The sequence below is a fragment of the Rhizobium sp. BK379 genome (assembly GCF_014193955.1).
Taxonomy (GTDB): Bacteria; Pseudomonadota; Alphaproteobacteria; order Rhizobiales; family Rhizobiaceae; genus Rhizobium.
Window position 1 is genome coordinate 238,487 of sequence record NZ_JACIAD010000003.1, and the last position, 16,062, is coordinate 254,548.

At 61.3% G+C, this 16,062-nt stretch carries 15 protein-coding genes; 11 read left to right on the forward strand and 4 right to left on the reverse strand.

All coding sequences use genetic code 11. The features are described from left to right. Positions 1-27: 27 nt before the first annotated feature. The 4 genes from FHT93_RS17490 (at position 28) to FHT93_RS17505 (ending at position 2,424) form a co-directional block, all read left to right on the forward strand. Positions 28-1,131 carry a Gfo/Idh/MocA family oxidoreductase gene (locus FHT93_RS17490; protein ID WP_112542720.1) on the forward strand — a complete coding sequence of 368 codons (1,104 nt, stop codon included), beginning with the start codon at positions 28-30 and terminating at the stop codon, positions 1,129-1,131. A gap of 19 nt (positions 1,132-1,150) precedes the next feature. Further along, positions 1,151-1,792 carry a ThuA domain-containing protein gene (locus FHT93_RS17495; protein WP_018114813.1) on the forward strand — a complete coding sequence of 214 codons (642 nt, stop codon included), beginning with the start codon at positions 1,151-1,153 and terminating at the stop codon, positions 1,790-1,792. Between the two features lie 131 nt (positions 1,793-1,923). Beyond that, a complete protein-coding gene (locus FHT93_RS17500; protein WP_018114814.1) occupies positions 1,924-2,076 on the forward strand; it encodes a hypothetical protein in 153 nt (50 codons plus the stop codon). A gap of 18 nt (positions 2,077-2,094) precedes the next feature. Next, a complete protein-coding gene (locus tag FHT93_RS17505; RefSeq protein ID WP_183848622.1) occupies positions 2,095-2,424 on the forward strand; it encodes a DUF6665 family protein in 330 nt (109 codons plus the stop codon). Here the strand turns inward: FHT93_RS17505 and FHT93_RS17510 are convergent. Beyond that, positions 2,414-3,328 (reverse strand): LysR family transcriptional regulator, encoded by a 915-nt coding sequence (locus tag FHT93_RS17510; protein WP_183848624.1) that lies wholly within the window; start codon positions 3,326-3,328, stop codon positions 2,414-2,416. The genes FHT93_RS17505 and FHT93_RS17510 overlap by 11 nt on opposite strands. 174 nt (positions 3,329-3,502) lie before the next feature. Between FHT93_RS17510 and FHT93_RS17515 the strand changes: the two genes are divergently transcribed. Next, positions 3,503-4,279, forward strand: coding sequence for a methyltransferase domain-containing protein (locus tag FHT93_RS17515; protein WP_183848626.1), 777 nt, complete (start codon positions 3,503-3,505; stop codon positions 4,277-4,279). A 5-nt stretch (positions 4,280-4,284) separates the two neighbouring features. Here the strand turns inward: FHT93_RS17515 and FHT93_RS17520 are convergent, their stop codons facing one another. Further along, positions 4,285-5,613, reverse strand: a complete 1,329-nt coding sequence (locus FHT93_RS17520) for an LLM class flavin-dependent oxidoreductase (RefSeq protein WP_183848628.1) — start codon at positions 5,611-5,613, stop codon at positions 4,285-4,287. Positions 5,614-5,923: 310 nt separating this feature from the next. Between FHT93_RS17520 and FHT93_RS17525 the strand changes: the two genes are divergently transcribed. After that, a complete protein-coding gene (locus tag FHT93_RS17525) occupies positions 5,924-7,141 on the forward strand; it encodes an SfnB family sulfur acquisition oxidoreductase (RefSeq protein WP_113017011.1) in 1,218 nt (405 codons plus the stop codon). 70 nt (positions 7,142-7,211) lie between these two features. Here the strand turns inward: FHT93_RS17525 and FHT93_RS17530 are convergent, their stop codons facing one another. Next, on the reverse strand, positions 7,212-8,420 hold the full coding sequence (locus tag FHT93_RS17530) for an acyl-CoA dehydrogenase family protein (protein ID WP_113017012.1): 1,209 nt from the start codon (positions 8,418-8,420) through the stop codon (positions 7,212-7,214). 76 nt (positions 8,421-8,496) lie between these two features. After that, positions 8,497-9,543, reverse strand: coding sequence for a substrate-binding domain-containing protein (locus tag FHT93_RS17535; RefSeq protein ID WP_113017013.1), 1,047 nt, complete (start codon positions 9,541-9,543; stop codon positions 8,497-8,499). Between the two features lie 234 nt (positions 9,544-9,777). Between FHT93_RS17535 and FHT93_RS17540 the strand changes: the two genes are divergently transcribed. From FHT93_RS17540 to FHT93_RS17560, 5 genes are all read left to right on the forward strand, one after another. Next, positions 9,778-11,262 (forward strand): sugar ABC transporter ATP-binding protein, encoded by a 1,485-nt coding sequence (locus tag FHT93_RS17540; RefSeq protein WP_113017014.1) that lies wholly within the window; start codon positions 9,778-9,780, stop codon positions 11,260-11,262. After that, entirely contained in the window at positions 11,259-12,317 is a 1,059-nt protein-coding gene (locus FHT93_RS17545; RefSeq protein WP_113017015.1) for an ABC transporter permease, read from the forward strand. The genes FHT93_RS17540 and FHT93_RS17545 overlap by 4 nt, the downstream gene beginning before the upstream one ends. Positions 12,318-12,431: 114 nt before the next feature. Next, entirely contained in the window at positions 12,432-13,442 is a 1,011-nt protein-coding gene (locus FHT93_RS17550) for a sugar ABC transporter substrate-binding protein (RefSeq protein WP_113017016.1), read from the forward strand. 60 nt (positions 13,443-13,502) lie between these two features. Continuing rightward, the gene (locus tag FHT93_RS17555) at positions 13,503-15,053 is read left to right on the forward strand and encodes a sugar ABC transporter ATP-binding protein (RefSeq protein ID WP_183848629.1); all 1,551 of its coding nucleotides are present in this window, start codon (positions 13,503-13,505) and stop codon (positions 15,051-15,053) included. After that, positions 15,043-16,062 carry an ABC transporter permease gene (locus FHT93_RS17560; RefSeq protein WP_183848631.1) on the forward strand — a complete coding sequence of 340 codons (1,020 nt, stop codon included), beginning with the start codon at positions 15,043-15,045 and terminating at the stop codon, positions 16,060-16,062. The genes FHT93_RS17555 and FHT93_RS17560 overlap by 11 nt, the downstream gene beginning before the upstream one ends.

Below are 16,062 nucleotides of genomic sequence, written 5' to 3' on the forward strand. Positions count from 1 at the left end.
CAAAAACCAGTATTTATGGAGGACATGATGGAAAAAGTCGGTATCGGCATCATTGGATGCGGCAATATTTCGGGCGCCTATCTGAAGGCGATGACATCGGCATTTCCGATCCTCGAGATCCGCGGACTGGCCGACCTCAATCGCGAACTTGCAGAGGCTAAGGCCTCGGAATTCAACCTTCAAGCCCGCACGGTCGATGAGCTTCTCGCTGATCCCAAGGTCGAGATCATCGTCAACTTGACCATTCCGAAGGCCCATGTCGCCGTCGGGCTGCAGGCACTGGATGCTGGCAAGCACACCTATTCGGAAAAGCCGCTGGGGATTAATTTCGCGGAAGGGAAAAAATTGGCGGATGCCGCAAAGGCCAAGGGCCTGCGCATCGGTGCGGCCCCCGACACGTTCCTTGGCGGCGGCCATCAGACTGCCCGCGCATTGATCGACGAGGGCGTGATCGGCATCCCGGTCGGCGGGACCGCGACCTTCATGTGCCCCGGCCATGAGCGCTGGCACCCCAACCCGGCCTTCTACTATGAAGTTGGCGGCGGCCCGATGCTCGACATGGGTCCCTATTACATCACCGATCTCGTCAACCTGCTCGGACCGGTCGCCAAAGTCGCCGGCTTTGCGGTGACCCCGCGCAAAGAGCGCATCATTACCAGTGAGCCGCGCAACGGCGAGCGCATTCCGGTTCATATTCCGACGCATGTCGCCGGCGTCATGGCTTTCGCCAACGGTGCTGTCGTACAGATCGGCATGAGCTTCGATGTGGCCGGCCACAAGCACGTGCCGCTTGAAGTTTACGGCACCGAAGGCACGCTGATCGTGCCGGACCCCAACCGCTTCGCCGGCCCGGTCGAATATCTGAAGAAGGGCGGCGAGTTTGAGGACCAGCCGGTGACCCTGCCATATGCCGACGGCAACTATCGCTCTCTCGGTGTGGCCGATCTCGCCCATGCCATCCGGTCGAACCGGCCGCATCGCGCAAACGGTGATCTGGCGCTGCATGTGCTGGAAGTCATGGAAGCCTTCCAGAAGGCATCCGACACGGGCAGCACCGTAAGCCTTACCACGACAACGGAGCGCCCTGCTCCGCTTTCTCAATCCCTCGTCGACGGACTGCTCGGCAAGTAATTTTCAGGAGGAATACACGATGCGTGAAGCACTGATCGTCTGGGGCGGCTGGGCCGGCCACGAACCGGAACAATGCGCCGCAATCATCAAGGACATTCTCGAGGAAGACGGCTTCAAGGTCTATGTCGAGCACAGCACGGAGGCCTTCGCCGATCCGTCGATCCATGATCTCAGCCTGATCGTCCCCGTTATCACGATGTCGAAGATCGAGAAGGAAGAGGTGAAGAACCTCGCTGCCGCGATCGAAAGCGGCGTCGGCATCGCGGGTTATCACGGCGGCGCCGGCGACAGCTTCCGTGAGTCGACCGACTACCAGTTCATCATCGGCGGCCAGTGGGTTGCCCATCCTGGCAACATCATCAACTACACCGTCAACATCACCCGGCCGGACGATCCGCTGATGGAGGGGATTACTGATTTCCCCTATAATTCCGAGCAGTATTACATGCATGTCGATCCCTCGAACGAGGTGCTGGCGACGACGACCTTCACTGGCGAACATGCCTATTGGATCGACGGCGTGACGATGCCGGTCGTCTGGAAGCGCAAATACGGCAAGGGCCGCGTCTTCTATTCCTCGCTCGGCCATGTCGCCAAGGAATTCGACGTGCCGCAGATGAGGACGATCTTCCGTCGCGGCGCCAATTGGGCAGCTCGTTGATCGCCTGATATCAGGGCTGCCGGCGTTTCGCCGGCGGCCCACATGAAAAGCGCATATTTGGGCATGACACGGGTGCCAAACCCGTCGATATGCGTTACTGCTGTAGGAAGAACGAACCAGACAGCAAGACCATGAGCGACAACGTTATCAAGTTTCGCAAGCCGAAGCCCCCGCCGAAAGCTCCCAATCCCCTGCTCCGCAAGCTCATGATCATCGCTGCGGTCATCGTCGTGTTTGCATTGGCATGGATCTATGTCCAGGTCACCGGCGTGCCGACGCAATAATCCAGCGAGGACAGTCCGATGAGCGTTCGCCCGCCGCAATCCTTCAGGCAGTCCTTTTCGGCCGAAGGCGGGGTGAATGTACTCGAGTACGAACTCATGTCGGAGCGCGCCAGTTCACTCGGGCGCAACGGCCTCAAAGTCGAATCGGCTCTCTCTGCCCTGAAGGCTTGGAATGCCGATCGCCACACCGCCGAGCAACGCGAAACGCTGGTCAACGACGCCTCGGACGCCGTTTGGGCGTTCTTTGTCCAACGCGAGATTTGCGGGCTGCGGAACAACAAGGACATTGTCCAGCGATACGGCATCCCCGGTGAGGTACTGGCACGAGTTGGCGTCGTCAGGAAATAGCGGCGGTCTGGCTCTGTGTCGCTGGCGCCGGATGCGAGAGCGGGAATGCGCGCGCCTCCTTTTCCAACCATTCGCAAAAGAGCGTGGATTTGCGGTTTCGCCTCGCCCGGCGCAGCGCCACATATTCATGGCCGCTTTCGAGAAATCCATGCGGCGCTGCCAGCCGGCCGAAGCGGATATCATCCGTCACATAGGGCCAGGGAACAACGCAGACGCCAAGCCCGGCATTAGCCGCCTCCAGCATGAAATAGAAATGCTCGTATTCGACGCGGCCACCTGCTTCCAAGACAACACCGGAGCGCGCAAGCCAGTCGCCCCAGGCACGCAGCCGGCTACGCGTGTGAAGCCGCGCAGCACCAGTGAAGCGCTTACCGACGGTCTCGGCCAGCGACGGTGATAGTACGGGGCCGGTCTGCTCCGGAAAGAGCGGGATGACATCTGCGCCGGCGGGCCAGGGTGCGGTTCCGACGCGGATCGCGACATCGAAACTGTCGCGAGCAAAATCCACGGGGCGGGAGGAAGCGGTCAAGCGCACGTCGATATCGGGATATTCCGCCTGAAACCGGTAAAGCCTCGGGATGAGCCAGCGCATGGTGAAGGTGCCGGGGCAGGACACATCGAGCGCGCCATCCTCGGTATCGGCGACCGCGCGAACGGAGTTATCAATCTGGTCGAAGGCAACGTTCAGCCCCGACAGCAGCGTCTTACCGGCTTCAGTCAGACGCAGCCTGTTCTTCGGACCCTCGAAGAGGGGAACGCCGAGCACATTTTCGAGATGCTGGATCTGACGGCTGACGGCGCTATGGGTGACATTAAGCTCATCGGCAGCAAGCGTCATGCGGCCGAGACGGCCGGCGGCTTCGAAAGCGCGAAGCGCATTGAGCGATGGAATGCGGCGAGCCATGTGCGTTTTCCGAACAATATCTGTTCAATCATATCGGTTTTCACACGGAATTCCATGGTGTTTATTATGGCTCGCGAACTATCGAATGCCTTTTCAGGAACAAAGGATGCTGGACTGCAACGCGTGCCGGCAATGGCGAAGCTTTGCTTTCGAAGCAATTTATGGAGAGTGATCGTGAACAGCAGACACAGTGACGGAAGTGCGGGCGACGCCAATTACGGCGTGATCGGCACCAACTACTCAAGGTATCGCCAACCCGACCCGTATATCGCAGAGTTCATTCGTACAGCACTCGGCAATGCCGAGACCGTTCTGAATGTCGGCGCGGGCGCCGGCTCCTACGAGCCGGTCGACCGGAAGGTTACGCCGGTCGAACCGTCTGCCTCCATGCGTGCGCAGCGCCCGGCACATCTGCCTGACGCAATCGATGCGACAGCAGAGAAACTGCCTTTCGCCGATCAGTCCTTCGATGCGAGCATGGCGACGTTCACCGTGCATCAATGGTCCGACCTCAAGGCCGGTCTTTCGGAAATGCGGCGCGTTTCGCGCGGTCCGGTGCTGGTCCTGAGCTGCGATCCCAATGAGCTGGAACGCTCATGGCTGTTCGACTATGCGCCGGAGATGATCTCCGTCGAGGCGAGCCGCTATCCGGCCATGCAGACTGTTGCCGACTATCTCGGCGGTACTGTCGAGATATTGCCCGTACCGATCCCGCTTGCCTGCATCGATGGTTTCGGTGAGGCCTATTATGGGCGGCCGGAGCGTATGCTCGATCCCGGCTCCCGGCTCGCAAATTCGGCCTGGAGCTTTGTCGATCCATCGGTCGGCAAGCGTTTCGTAGCCGAGCTCGGTCGCGATCTCCAGGACGGCAAGTGGGATGCGCGCTATGGATATCTGCGCACGCAACCCTTCTTCGAAGGGTCGCTGCGCCTGATCGTCGCCCGCCCCTGACGGCCTCAGCTAAAGAACCGGTTCTCCGGTCGCGGCAGGCCGAGATGCTCGCGCAACGTCGTGCCCTCGTATTCCCTGCGGAACAGGCCACGGCGCTGCAACTCAGGCACCAGGCGCATTGTGACGTCGTCGAGCCCCTGCGGCAGATAAGGGAAGACGACGTTGAAACCGTCGGACCCCTCTTCATCCAGCCAGCGCTCCATCTCATCGGCAATGCTCCCCGGCGTGCCGACAAAGGCAAGGCCGGAATAGCCGCCGTAACGCTGGGCGAGCTGACGGACGGTGAGGTTTTCCTCCTGGGCCAGCTTGATGACCTGAGCGCGGCCCGTCTTGCTGGCGTTTGTGTCCGGAATATCACTGGGCAGCGGCGCATCCGGATCAAAGCCGGAGGCATCATGGCCAAGCGCGATCGAAAGCGAGGCGATGGCGCTGTCATAGTGAACGAGGCTGTCGAGGGAAAGACGTTTGGCGCGCGCCTCCTCGATACTGTCGCCGATGACGACGAAGGCGGCGGGCAACAATTTCAGGTGATCGCGATTGCGGCCAATAGCCTGCATCCGGCCCTTGATATCAGCGTAGAGTGCCTTGCCGCCGTCGAGGTCGCGCGGCGAACAGAAGACCACCTCGGCAGTTTCGGCAGCGAGCTGGCGGCCGGGATCAGACTGGCCGGCCTGCACAATGACGGGCCAGCCCTGAACCGGGCGGGCAATGTTCAGTGGCCCGCGCACGCTCAGTTCGTCGCCCTTGTGGTTGAGCACGTGCATTTTTTCGGGATCAAAATAAATCCCGCTCTCGCGGTCACGGATAAAAGCGTCGTCTGCAAAGCTGTCCCAGAGGCCGGTGACGACATCGTAGAATTCACGCGCCCGTTTGTAGCGCTCGCCATGTTCCACATGCTCGTCGAGACCGAAGTTGAGCGCCGCATCAGGATTGGACGTGGTGACGATATTCCAGGCGGCGCGACCATTGCTCAGATGATCGAGCGAAGCAAAACGGCGGGCGACATGATAGGGTTCGTCAAAAGTGGTGGATGCCGTTGCCGCAAGCCCGATTCTTTCGGTAACGGCGGCGAGCGCCGAAAGCAGCGTGAAGGGCTCGAAAGAAGTGACGGTGTGGCTGCGCTTCAGCGCCTCAACCGGCATGTTGAGCACAGCCAGATGATCCGCCATGAAGAAGGCGTCGAATTTCGCGGCTTCGAGCTTCTGCGCGAAGGATTTGATATGAGCGAAATTGAAATTGGCGTCTGGATAGGAACCCGGATAGCGCCATGCGCCGGTATGCAGACTGACGGGACGCATGAAGGCGCCGAGGCGCAACTGCCGTGAACGGGTCATGTTTTTCCTCGTGGATCGGAGCGCAGCGACCGCCTGCCCTCTGCTGAACGCGGATACCGGAATGACGTATGCCTGCGTTTACCTAGGGGTTCGCGCGCCGTTATTCGAGATTGGTTCGCGTTTTTCCGGCAGTGATTTCATCGGCAAAGCGGTCAACTCGCGGTGATATGGACGGAGGCATAGGCTAGCCGCCGACCCGAGCCCAGGATAAGCAAGCACTTTTCATTTTCTAGCACATCTATAGAATTTATAATCTTACCTCTCGTGTCGATTTCTTTCACCCATACGACGGTCAGAACTGGAGAAATCGATGACGACCGTGCTCAGGCAACAAGACCAGATCCGGCCCGTGGCCGCCCGCATTGCCAGCGACGAGGAGGCACTTGAGACGGCCCGCGCGCTTGCCACCCAATTCGCCGCCACCGCCGTCGGGCGCGATGCTGAACGCCGGTTACCTTTCGCCGAACTCGACGCGCTTGCACAATCCGGCCTGCTGGCGATTGCGGTTCCCGCGCAGTATGGCGGGCTTGATGTCTCGAATGCCGTTCTGGCCGAAGTGACCGCGATCCTGGCGGAAGCAGATGGCTCGATCGGCCAGATCCCGCAGAACCATTTCTACATCCTGGAAGCCTTGCGGGTGGATGGCAGCGAGGAGCAGAAGCGGTATTTCTTCGGCAGGGCGCTTGCCGGTGACCGTTTCGGCAATGCGCTTTCTGAGCGCGGCACGAAAACCGTCGGCCACTACAATACCCGCATCGTCAGGGACGGACCCGGCTACCGCATCAACGGCCAGAAATACTACTCGACGGGCGTGTTGTTCGCTGACTGGGTAACCGTGTTCGCGCTCGATGAGGAAGACCGGCTTGTCATGGCTTTCGTGCCGAAGGGAACCGAGGGCGTCGAGATCATCGACGACTGGGACGGTTTCGGCCAGCGCACAACGGGCAGCGGCACGACCATCCTCAACAATGTCTATGTCCACGCCGATTCCGTCGTTCGTCACCACAAGGGTTTCGAGCGGCCGACGACCATCGGCTCGGTCGGCCAGATCGTCCATGCCGGCATCGATCTCGGCATCGCGCGGGCCGCTTTTGCGGAGACACTCGAATTCGTGCGGACCAAGTCCCGCCCCTGGATGGACAGCGGCCTCGAACGCGCCGCAGAGGATCCGCTGACGATCTCGAAGGTCGGACAGATCGCCATCCGGCTGGAAGCTGCTGCAGCACTCCTCGAACGTGCCGGTCAGAAAGTCGATGCGGCCCAGATCGAGACGACGGAAGCAACCGTCGTTGAAGCCACGCTTGCTGTCGCCGCTGCCAAGGTACTGACGACCGAGATCGCCATCGAAGCGACCAATACGCTCTTCGAGCTTGCGGGCACCTCCGCCGTCAAGGCCGAACTCAATCTCGACCGGCACTGGCGCAATGCACGCACCCACACGCTGCACGATCCCGTGCGCTGGAAGTACCACGTCGTCGGCAATTATCACCTGAACGGCGTGATCCCACCGAAGAACGGCGCACTTTGAACCCTCTCCTCAACTAAAAACCCCATTTCCGTCACCGGAAATGGGGTTCTTTTCGCTATGGCTCGCCTTCTCAGCTATAGAGGCTGACTTCGGGGATCTTGTCGTTCAGCACGAATTCGCCGACTTCCTTGGCCTTGTAGAAGACCGGATCGTGCAGCGTGTGGGTGCGCACATTGCGCCAGAAACGGTCGAAGCGATATTTCTCCGCCGTGGAGCGCGCGCCGGTCAGTTCGAAGACGCGAGACGTGATATCGAGCGAGACATGGGTGGCGTGCACCTTGGCGGCATAGGCTTCCGCCGCCGCCTCGCCGCGCTCACGGGCGGTGACAGCATGGCCCTTTGCAAGTCCTGCCTGGACAGTCGCCGCTGCCGCATCGGCCAGGGCGGCGGAGGCTTTCAGCGCGGCGGTGAACTCACCAACCCGCTCCAGGATATAGGGATCGTCCGCAGCCCGCTCGACGCCCGAAGTGACCCAGGGACGCGTCGTCGTGCGCACATAGTCGATGGCAGTCTGGAGCGCGCCTTCGGCGCTGCCGAGATAGAAGTTGACGAAGACGAGCTGGATGAGCGGCGTGTTGAAGGTGGAAAGTACCTGCGGGGCGGCATCGGGAGCAACCGGGACGCCAACGAAATCCTCCTCATAAACAGGGAAATCGTGGAACTCGACGCTGCCGCTGTCAGAGAGCCGCTGACCGAAATTGTCCCAGTCGTCATTGGCCTGATAGCCGGGCCGATTGGTCGGCACCGCGAAGCCGACGATCTTGTCGCCGAGCGTGGCGTTGGCATTGATGTAGTCGGAGACATGAGCGGCGGTAGAGAAGGACTTACGCCCGTTCAGCACATAACCGTTACCGCGACGGGTTAGAACAAGACCTGGATCGCGCGGATTGACAGCAGCACCCCAATAGAGGTTTTTCGCCACGGTTTCGGCACCTAGCGCATGAGCGCGGGCTTCCTCAAGCGCCCAATAGACATACTGGCTATTGACGAAGTGATAGCCGAGAAGCTGGCCGATGGAGCTTTCGCCGCGCGCCAGGATGCGCACGAGCCGCAAGCCATCCACCCAATCAAGGCCACCGCCACCGATCTTTTGATCATGTAGGGCATTCAGCAGACCGGCATTCTTCAGCTTGACGATCTCGGCAAGCGGTGGACGACCTTCACGGTCGAGTTCGGCGGCGCGCCTGGAAAGATCGGCCGAGATGTCCTCAGCGCGGGCAAAGAGGTCCGCTCGCGTCGCGCTACGGTTGGTCGCGAAGACGACATTGGACTGGCTCATGGAATGAAACTCCGGTTTCTAGAAATGGGGCCGGCGGGGGCCGCACAACCCCCGCCGGAAGATCGAGGCAGGCAGCTTAGAAAAGCTTGTCCGGGATCCAGCTCGCGGTTGCCGCGTCGCTTGTGCTGAAGGCCGGGATTTTCTGCGCCAGGTCCTCGATCGTCTTGACGCCGGCGGCACGCAGGCTTTCCTGCGTCAGGAGCGTCGGCTTGACTGTGATCTGATGCGGGATTTCCTGCCCGGCGATCTGAAGAGCGGCGGCACGAACGGAGACGGCACCGACAACAGCCGGATTGGTGGCGACGGTTGCAACCCAGGGGCTGCCCTCTTCGGTGATCTCCTGAATGTCGGCAGTGGAGACATCTGCCGAATAGATCTTCACCTTGCTCGCGATGCCAAGGTCATTGGCGGCGAGCTTCACGCCACGAGCAAACTCGTCATAGGGGGCGAAGACGACACTGATATCGGGGTTGGCGGTCAGCGCGGCCTTCGCCTGATCGGCCGTCGAGGTCGCGGTCGTATCGCTCACATTGCCGAAACGGGCCTTCTCGACGACGGCGGAATTCTCCGACTTGAACTTCTCCCAGACCTCGTTGCGGCGGTCGAGCGGCGCGAAGCCTGCGACATAGACATAACCGGCCTTGAAGCTCTTGCCATTGTCCTTGACGACCTGGTCGAGGCCGAGCCGAGCGAGCTCATGGTCGCTCTGCTCCACCTGCGGCACCTTGGGATTGTTGAGGTTGACATCGAAAGCGACAACCTTGATGCCCTTGTCCAGCGCCTGCTGGACGACATCGCCGAGCGATTCTGGCAGGCCGTGATCGACGACGATACCGGCTACGCCGAGATTGATCGCCTGCAGGATCTGCTCACGCTGCTCGGCGGCATCCTGCCGGCCGGGAAACACACGCAGATCGATATCGAGCGCCTTGGCCTGGGCTTCCGCACCGGCCTGATAGGCCTGAAAGAAGTCACCCGCCGAGATGTAGCTGATCAGCGCCACCTTGACGCCGCCCTTGTCGAAGGGGGCCGGCGCGCCGTTCAGACCGGCGGCAAAGGAGGTCTGATAGAGAGTGAAAGAAATTGCGGCTGCAGAGAGCGCCAGCCGTGCGAGGGATTTCATCGTCGCGATCCTCTAGTCAATCGAGAGCGTCGTCTGACAGGTTGGCAGCTCCCTGCGACGCATGAAATTATTAGATATAAACTCTATGTTTTTAGTAGATTTAATGATCCGATTTTTTGCGGTTCAGGAGAATCTTTGTTCCCCTCGCCGCATGACCGCGGCAAAGGCTTGCCTCGCAGTTCAGGCATTCGTCGGGCCAATATTGCGGCTCGAAAGCAGACCCGGATATGCCCGATGCCGCTCCTTCACGTTGACAATATCACCCGCAGTTTCGGGTCCACCCGCGCGCTTTCCGGCGCCCATTTCTCTATCGAGCGGGGCGAAATCGTCGCGCTGATGGGCGCCAATGGCGCTGGCAAATCGACTCTGGTGAAAATTGTTTCGGGCGTGCTTGCGGCTGACGGCGGCACGATCAGTCTGAATGGCCGGCCCTTTTCACCCAAAACGCCATCCGAGGCGGCAAAAGCCGGCGTCGTCACCGTGCACCAGTCGACTGATCTTGTCGGAGCAGCAGGGCTGACGGTTGCCGACGCTCTGCTGCTGCATCGCTTTGCGGAGGGCGGCTCGACCTTCTTCCTTTCCCGGGCAAGCGTGCGCAGCGAAGCGCGCGCCATGGTTGATGCCGCCGGCTTCTCGCTGCCGCTCGACCGGGATTTCGGCGATCTGTCTGCCGCAGACCGTCAGCTCGTCGCGATCGCCCGCGCGCTTGCCGACAAGGCCGAGGTGCTGATCCTCGACGAACCGACCGCAAGCCTTTCGGCGGACGAGAGCAGGCGACTGTTCGACATCCTGCTCACCTTGCGGGCGCAAGGCCTTGCCATCCTCTATATCTCGCACCGGACCGCCGATCTCGAAGCGATCGCCGACCGGGCGCTCGTCATGCGTGGCGGCCGCATCGTCGGCAGCTTCAACCGGCCGATCGACTTTTCCAGCGCCATCGAAACGATGATCGGTCGCAGGCTTGAAGCAGCGCGGCCAGACGCCCGCCCGGCGACGGGCTCAGCCATTTTCGAAATGCATGGCATTCGCCTTCTGCCGTCAAGCAAGCCCTTCGACCTGATCCTGCATGAAGGCGAGGTCGTTGCCATCACAGGCGTGCTGGGGGCCGGCAAAAGCCGCCTGTTGTCGTCGATCTTCGGCATTCGAGACATGGCTGACGGCGCGATGCAACTCGACGGCAAGCCTTATCGGCCGAAATCGCCGGCCGAGGCGATTGCTGCAGGCGTCGCTATGGCAGCCGAGGATCGCCATCGCTCCTCGCTGATGCCGGCGGCGTGGCCCGGCAATTCGCTCGCAGCCACCATCAGCCTTCCGCATCTTGCCAAATGGTATCCGAGCGGCCTGCTTTTCGGCGGCCGCGAGCGGCGCGAGGCGGAACAGGCCATTTCCCGGCTGGGCATCAAGGCCGCCGGTCCGCGCGCCTCGATCTGGTCACTGTCGGGCGGCAATCAGCAGAAGACTGTCATCGCCCGCTGGGAGGCGGAGCCAAGTCGGCTGCTGCTGCTCGACGAGCCGTTCCAGGGCGTCGATGTCGGCGCCCGCCACGACATCATCCAGGCAATCCGGGCGCGCACCGACCGCGCGACGCTGATCGCCACATCCGATCCCGAAGAGGCCTACGAGGTCGCCGACCGCATCCTGACAATCGAGCACCACACCTTGCTGCCCGATTTTATCGACGATGCCTCTTCTTCATCCCGACAGGAACGTTCCGCATGACAACCATCGATGAGGAGGCCTTGCCAACGGCAGGCTCCACCGCACAGAACCACGGCCAGGGTGCCCGCGTCCCAGCGCTCGGCAGCTTTCTGCGCGCCGGCGCGGTGTTCATCCTGCTCGGACTGATGATGATCGGCTTCACGATCGCGCAACCGGCCTTCGTCAATATCGGCAACCTGATGAGCATCCTCCAGGCCGTATCTGTCGTTGCGATCCTCGGTGCCGGCGTGACGGTAACACTTGCTGTCGGCGGTTTTGACCTCTCGATCGGTGCGGTCGCCGCCTCCAGCGTCATGGCCGCGAGCTATGCGATGATCGTCTGGCATCTCGATGTTTTCGCCACAGTGCCGTTGGTGCTTGCCTTCGGCGCCGCGGTTGGGTTCGTCAACTCCTTGCTTATCGTGCGGCTTCGCGTCCCCGACCTTCTGGCCACCCTTGCCATGATGTTCCTGCTCTCGGGCCTGCAGCTTATTCCGACGGCCGGCCGGTCGATCTCGGCGGGCCTGGTCCTGCCAGACGGTTCCAAGGCGACCGGCGCCTACGATCCGGCTTTCCTGCTGATCGGCCGCTACAGCCTCTTTGCCACCCTGCCCGTCTCCGTGGTGCTGATGGCCATCGTTGCAGTCGTCCTGTTCGTGTTGACCGAGCGCACTCGCATTGGCCGGCTGCTCTTTGCCACCGGCGGCAACGAGGTGGCGACGCGGCTTGCCGGCGCCTCCACCACACGGTTGAAGACGCTCGCCTATGTCATCTCTGGGACCCTGGCATCCCTCGGCGGTATCGTGATCGCGGCCCGTGTGGGGCGCGGCGATGTCTCCTCCGGCGGATCGCTGCTAATGGACTCGGTCGCTGCCGCCCTCATCGGCTTTGCCGTCCTCAACCTGCGCCGACCCAACGTGCTTGGCACCATTGCCGGCGCCGTCTTCGTCGGCGTGCTGCTGAACGGCCTGACGATGCTGAACGCTCCCTACTACACGCAGGATTTCGTCAAGGGCGCCGTGCTCGTCGGAGCCCTTGCCCTGACCTATGGGTTCGGTCGCAACAGTGATCGCTGAAGCCAGCTTTAACCTCAGAAAATTTCCTGTGACCGCATGCTTTTGGAATAACGTACCTCTTATGCGCCTTAAATCTATATAATTTATAGTCTATCAAATCGAGAGGGTATCGTTATGAATGAAGGACTTGGAGGCGGCTTCGGACGCCGTGAAATCTTGAAACTTGCTGCCGTCGCAAGCGCCACCTTTGCAGGCGCCAGCATGCTGACCGCACCGGCTGTAAGGGCCGACGACGAAGGGCTTTCCCTGAAAGGCAAGCGCATCGCCATCAGCGCTACCGGCACGGACCACTATTTCGATCTGCAGGTCTATAATGCCCAGATCGAAGAGGTGAAGCGGCTCGGCGGCGAACCGATCGCAGTCGATGCCGGCCGCAACGACGGCAAGTTGATCGCCCAGTTGCAGACACTCGTCGCCCAGAAGCCGGATGCGCTGGTACAGATCCTCGGCACGCTCAGCGTGATCGATCCCTGGCTGAAGAAGGCCCGTGACACCGGCATTCCGGTACTGACCGTCGATGTCGGCTCGACCAATTCAATCAACAACACGACGTCGGACAATTGGGGCATCGGCAAGGACCTGGCCCTGCAGCTCGTTTCCGATATCGGCGGAGAAGGCAATATCGTCGTCTTCAACGGCTTCTACGGTGTCACGCCCTGCGCCATCCGCTACGACCAGCTCGTCAACGTCGTCAAGTATTTCCCGAAGGTGAAGATCCTGCAGCCGGAATTGCGCGACGTCATCCCGAATACGGTCCAGGATGCCTTCACGCAGATCACTGCGATCCTCAACAAATATCCGGACAAGGGCTCGATCAAGGCCGTCTGGTCGGCTTGGGATATTCCGCAGCTCGGCGCAACGCAGGCGATCGCCGCCGCCGGCCGCAACGAAATCCGCACCTATGGCGTCGATGGCAGCCCGGAGGTTCTTCAGCTCGTTGCCGACAAGAATTCACCGGCTGGCGCCGATGCTGCCCAGCAGCCGGCGGAGATCGGCCGTGTCGCGGTCCGCAACGTCGCCAGGCTGCTCGCCGGCCAGACGCTGCCGCGCGAAACCTACGTCCCGGCGCTGCTCGCGAACAAGGAAAACGTCTCCGAGATCATCAAGAAGCTCGGTATCGGCTGATATCAAGGCGGACCTTGCGGCTGATGCCGCAGGGTCCGCATGTCCCTGGAAAGCGGCATCATGACTGTACCCGTCCCGACGCAAGCGACAGCCGACGATAATGTCATCATTCGCTTCGATCATATCGTCAAGCGCTTCGGCGGCGCCCAGGCACTGGCCGGCGCATCACTCGCCATACGTCGCGGCACCGTCCACGGCCTCGTCGGACAAAACGGCGCCGGCAAGTCGACGCTGATCAAGCTGCTTGCCGGGCTGCATGTCGCGGACGAAGGCACGATCGAAATCGAAGGCAAAGCCTATGATCGGCTGACACCGTATCTGAACGAAGAGCTCGGCATTCATTTCATCCATCAGGACAGACTGCTGGTTCCGACATTCACGGTCGGCGAGGCACTGTTTCTCGGCCGCGAGACGCGGCGTGCGGGAACACCCTTCCTTGATCGCCGGGCAATGCAGAAACGCGCCGGCGAGATCCTTGCCAATTATTTTGGGATCACTCTGCCGAAGAACGCCCTTATCGGCGAGCTCTCGACCGCCGAAAAGCAGATCGTCCAGATCACGCGGGCATTGCTCCATCAGCCGAAAGTTCTCGTCTTCGATGAGCCGACCGCTGCATTGGTACGGCGCGAGGCTGAAATCCTCTTCCGCCTGATCCGCCGGCTGCGCGACGAAGGTGTCACGATTATCTACATCTCGCATTATCTCAACGAGATCGAAGAACTCTGCGATCACGTCACCGTACTGCGCAACGGCCGGGATGTGGCCTCGCTGCCGATTGGCGGGACCTCGGCCAAGGCGATCGCCGGTCTGATGATCGAGCGTGACCTCACCGAAATGTTCCCCAAGCGCCGGGTCGATCTCGGCGAAGCGATCCTGAATATCCGGGGGCTTTCGGCACCCAACCGGTTTGACGACGTCAGTTTCAGCCTGCGCCGCGGCGAGGTGCTCGGCATCACCGGCCTCCTCGGCTCCGGCGCCAAAGACCTGATCCGCACGCTTTTCGGTCTGGAACAGGCCGCAAGCGGTCAGATTGCAATCGAGGGACGAGCAGTACGGCCCGGCAGCCCCGCAAAAGCGGTGGACCGCCGGCTTGCGCTTGTTCCCGAGGACCGGCGCGGACACGGCGTCGGCCTCGATCTCAGTGTGACCGAAAATATCACCCTCCCGAGCCTTGCCCGTTACAGCCGTTTCGGTTTCCTCAATCGCAAGCGTGAGCGCTCCGACACGGAAGACCTGATCAAGCGGCTGCAGATCAAAACGGCCGGGCGCGACGCGTTGGTCCGCACACTCTCGGGCGGCAATCAGCAGAAGGTGGCGATCGCCAAATGGCTGAGCCGCCAGTCGGAAATCTACCTGCTGGATGAACCGACCGTCGGCGTCGATATCGGCTCAAAGGTCGAAATCTATACGCTGATCGGCGAACTGGCCGCACGTGGGGCCGGCGTTATCGTTCTCTCCTCCGACCTGCCGGAACTCGTCGGGATTACGGACAGGATCCTGGTATTTTTCCGCGGCCGGCTGATCCGCGAGCTCGATTCCTCGAAAACCACAACGGATGAAGTCCTGTCGATCTCGACCGGCGCTTCGGAAGGATTGCGCCATGTCGGCTGACGTTCATTTCGGGCCTCTTCCCACCGCTTCCACGGACCCCGTGTCGCAAGCCAGGGGCGCAGCGGCGGTCGCGGTGCTCCGCTTCGGCTCGCTGCTTGCCTTCGCGGCCATCCTTGTCGTGTTCTCTTTGACAGCGCCTTATTTTCTGTCTGTCGGCAATATCGGCAATGTTCTCGGCCAGTCCGCCATTTCCGGTATATTGGCGATCGGCCTGACAGTCGTGCTGATCGCCGGAGGCTCGAATGTCGTCACCGGCGGCATCGACCTGTCGCTGGCGGCCAATATGGGCCTGAGCGCTGCAGTCTATGCGACTCTGATCCAGCTTGGCTATGGTGACGCAACAGCGGCGGCGGCGGCTTTGCTGACCGGTGTTGCGATCGGCGCGGTAAACGCTGTCGCCATCGTACTCGCGGGAACCGTCCCGCTGCTAGCTACGCTCGCAGTGATGAATGTTGTCGCCGGCCTCGAACTCGTGCTGACGCAGAACACCGTCGTACCTGCGTCAACCGATTTTCTGACGGCTGTTTCGGCCTCCGATAGTTTCGGCATCCCCATTCTCGCCTACGTACTGCTCGGCTTCACGGCAATTGCCACGGCGATCGTGCAATATACGCCGATCGGGCTCAGGCTTTATGCCGTCGGCGAGTTTCCGGACGCGGCACGCGCCGCCGGCCTGCCGCTGAAGCGGCTGCTTGCCGGCGCTTTCATTGCCAGCGGGCTCTGCGGCGGTTTTGCCGGCATTCTCTCGGTCTCCTACCTCAGCGGCAGCACGACCGGTTCGGGCGAGGCGCTGCTGCCTGTCGTCGTCATTGCGCTGCTCGGCTCGGTCTTTTCGCGGCGGCTGGTGCCGACCATTCTGGGAACGCTGATATCGGCGCTGTTCATCGGGTTCCTGACCAACGGCTTCCAGCTCCTGAACCTGCCGAGCACGCTTGTCAGCGGTGTGCAGGGCCTTCTCATCCTGATCGTCGTGTCGGCCACGACATTACTGCGCACGCGGGAGATCTGA

What these genes read in the sequence shown, in the direction of transcription:
- FHT93_RS17490 (WP_112542720.1), top strand. Translation starts at nt 28, where the DNA reads ATGGAAAAAGTCGGTATCGGCATCATTGGATGCGGCAATATTTCGGGC.
- FHT93_RS17495 (WP_018114813.1), top strand. Translation starts at nt 1,151, where the DNA reads ATGCGTGAAGCACTGATCGTCTGGGGCGGCTGGGCCGGCCACGAACCG.
- FHT93_RS17500 (WP_018114814.1), top strand. Translation starts at nt 1,924, where the DNA reads ATGAGCGACAACGTTATCAAGTTTCGCAAGCCGAAGCCCCCGCCGAAA.
- FHT93_RS17505 (WP_183848622.1), top strand. Translation starts at nt 2,095, where the DNA reads ATGAGCGTTCGCCCGCCGCAATCCTTCAGGCAGTCCTTTTCGGCCGAA.
- FHT93_RS17510 (WP_183848624.1), bottom strand. Translation starts at nt 3,328, where the DNA reads ATGGCTCGCCGCATTCCATCGCTCAATGCGCTTCGCGCTTTCGAAGCC.
- FHT93_RS17520 (WP_183848628.1), bottom strand. Translation starts at nt 5,613, where the DNA reads ATGACCCGTTCACGGCAGTTGCGCCTCGGCGCCTTCATGCGTCCCGTC.
- FHT93_RS17525 (WP_113017011.1), top strand. Translation starts at nt 5,924, where the DNA reads ATGACGACCGTGCTCAGGCAACAAGACCAGATCCGGCCCGTGGCCGCC.
- FHT93_RS17530 (WP_113017012.1), bottom strand. Translation starts at nt 8,420, where the DNA reads ATGAGCCAGTCCAATGTCGTCTTCGCGACCAACCGTAGCGCGACGCGA.
- FHT93_RS17535 (WP_113017013.1), bottom strand. Translation starts at nt 9,543, where the DNA reads ATGAAATCCCTCGCACGGCTGGCGCTCTCTGCAGCCGCAATTTCTTTC.
- FHT93_RS17540 (WP_113017014.1), top strand. Translation starts at nt 9,778, where the DNA reads ATGCCGCTCCTTCACGTTGACAATATCACCCGCAGTTTCGGGTCCACC.
- FHT93_RS17545 (WP_113017015.1), top strand. Translation starts at nt 11,259, where the DNA reads ATGACAACCATCGATGAGGAGGCCTTGCCAACGGCAGGCTCCACCGCA.
- FHT93_RS17550 (WP_113017016.1), top strand. Translation starts at nt 12,432, where the DNA reads ATGAATGAAGGACTTGGAGGCGGCTTCGGACGCCGTGAAATCTTGAAA.
- FHT93_RS17555 (WP_183848629.1), top strand. Translation starts at nt 13,503, where the DNA reads ATGACTGTACCCGTCCCGACGCAAGCGACAGCCGACGATAATGTCATC.
- FHT93_RS17560 (WP_183848631.1), top strand. Translation starts at nt 15,043, where the DNA reads ATGTCGGCTGACGTTCATTTCGGGCCTCTTCCCACCGCTTCCACGGAC.